Below are 1,149 nucleotides of genomic sequence, written 5' to 3' on the forward strand. Positions count from 1 at the left end.
CTTGGGGTCAAGGGGTGAGTGCAATCGTTAGGTAGCGATGAGGTGGTCCAGGCGTTCGGCTGGGGTTGCCCAGTCGAGCGTCTGGCGGGGGCGGGTGTTGAGTTCGTGGGCGACTTCGTCGAGGCCTGCTTGGTCGATGGTGCGGAAGTCGTAGCTGCCTTTGGGGAAGTACTGGCGTAGCAGACCGTTGGTGTTCTCGTTGCTGCCGCGTTGCCAGGGGCTGTGGGGGTCGCAGAAGTAGACCGGGCATCCGGTGGCGACGGTGAAGCGGGCGTGAGCGGCTAGTTCGCTGCCCTGGTCCCAGGTCAGGGAGCGGCGAAGATGCGCCGGTAGCCTCCCGGCCAGGGTGGTCAGGACACTGATGACGGAGTCGGTGTCTCGGCCGTTGGGCAACGCGCCGAGCATGACGTATCGGGTGGCGCGCTCCACCAGAGTCACGATCGCCGTTCGGCCTGCCTTGCCGATGACCAGGTCACCCTCCCAGTGCCCAGGCACGGCCCGGTCGGTGGCCTCGGCGGGACGAGCGCTGATGTGCAGGTCCCCGATCCAGGGACGGCGACCCCGATCCGCTGCCGCCATCCGCGACTGGGACCGCCGATCAGCCCGTCCTGAGCGCAGGGCAACCTGCCGAGTCAGTTCCTCGCGCAGGCTGCCCCGCGACTGCACATAGATCGCCTGGTAGATCGTTTCGTGCGACACCTGCAACTCCGGCCGGTCAGCGAACGTGGCCCGCAACCACGCGGCGATCTGCTTCGGAGACCACCTACGCGCCAGTTTCCCCGCCACCACCCGCCGCAGCCGCATCCCCGGGCCCAACTTCGACACCTTCGACCGCCGACGCGCCGCGTCCGCCCGCCGCTGCGCCCACTGCGCCTGATACCCCCACCGATACGGAGCCCGAGCCCGCCCCGACGGCAACGACCGCCCCAGCGGATTCTTCGTCCCATGCCGCGCACTGTTGTTCCGCGCCACCTCCCGCGACACCGTGCCCACCGACACCCCGAGCAACCCCGCGATCTGCGAGATCGTCCGACCCGACCCCCACAAGTGCTCCAACACCTGCCGATGCCCGAACGTCACCACACCCGGCCTCGCCACCAGCACCTCCACCACAACCAAGATCAGTTGCACTGAAGCCTAGAAACCACC

General features: G+C 68.1%; 1 protein-coding gene. It reads right to left on the bottom strand.

Features of this window, described 5'->3' with window-relative positions:
* Nucleotides 1-27 precede the first annotated feature (27 nt).
* On the bottom strand, nucleotides 28-1,131 hold the full coding sequence (locus AB0B14_RS36725; protein ID WP_357526763.1) for an IS30 family transposase: 1,104 nt from the start codon (nucleotides 1,129-1,131) through the stop codon (nucleotides 28-30).
* Nucleotides 1,132-1,149 lie beyond the last annotated feature (18 nt).

The sequence above is a fragment of the Micromonospora sp. NPDC049171 genome, assembly GCF_040648275.1.
Lineage (GTDB): Bacteria > Actinomycetota > Actinomycetes > Mycobacteriales > Micromonosporaceae > Micromonospora.